We start from the raw sequence: 760 nt of genomic DNA, 5'->3' as shown, positions 1-760 counted from the left end.
TGAGGAAATATAAAAAAAGACGTAAATACGTCTTTTTGGAGAAATTCTACAGCCTCAACGCCTCACTAAGAGGCAAAAAATATGTTGGCTAAAATTAGCGACGAAGGAGCAAAAAGCCAACTGTTTTTTGTCCTTTTGAGTGACTTGTTAGGCTTAAAATTTGACACCGAATTGATTTTTGAAGCCATTATTTTTTACAAAAGGCTCAAGACCTAATGACTCTAATTGCTCCCAGAGATTTAAGAAAAGTTTATCTGTAATTGTTTCTCGCACAAACTGACGATATGTTTTGTGCCATTCAGAGTTAAACCCGAATAACGAAGGGTCTCCTGTTAGAAGATCTGGGGTGTTAAGTTCTGCACCATCAAAATCAACAGAGCCTCGAAAGTAAGGTGACTTAACCCAATTAAAATTCTCCAGTATGATATATGAGTGAGCATCTTTTTCAGCAGCATTTAAAATATCTGATTTAATTTCATCAATTTTATTAATTGTTTCATTAATTATGCTATGAAACTCAACTTGCTCTTCTTGTAATTCTTTTTGTCTAACAACAAACTTCTCTTTTACTGACTTTTTAAAGCCTTCACTTCTTGCATTATTAACTTCTTGAATAAAGCTCATTTTAATTCCTTCTAAATTTCAAGTTATCACGAGTAATTGGTTTTTAAGCCTAACGAGCCTGTAGAATAACTCGTTTTTATATTATTTATTAATCAAAATACTCTAACCGGATTGTTTTCTTTTAACAATCAAAAAC

General features: G+C 32.2%; 1 protein-coding gene. It reads right to left on the bottom strand.

What is annotated here, in order from left to right; genetic code table 11:
• Positions 1 to 153: 153 nt before the first annotated feature.
• Positions 154 to 624: a hypothetical protein gene (locus tag Q4496_RS17900; RefSeq protein WP_303610974.1), complete on the bottom strand. Its 471-nt coding sequence runs from the start codon at positions 622 to 624 to the stop codon at positions 154 to 156.
• Positions 625 to 760: the final 136 nt, after the last annotated feature.

It is taken from the genome of Colwellia sp. 5_MG-2023 (assembly GCF_030547795.1).
Lineage (GTDB): Bacteria > Pseudomonadota > Gammaproteobacteria > Enterobacterales > Alteromonadaceae > Colwellia.
Note: the sequence above shows the minus strand (reverse complement) of the source record. Positions and strands in the feature narration are given on the sequence as shown.

Coding starts and splice junctions, on each gene's coding strand:
- Q4496_RS17900 (WP_303610974.1), bottom strand. CDS start 624: ATGAGCTTTATTCAAGAAGTTAATAATGCAAGAAGTGAAGGCTTTAAA.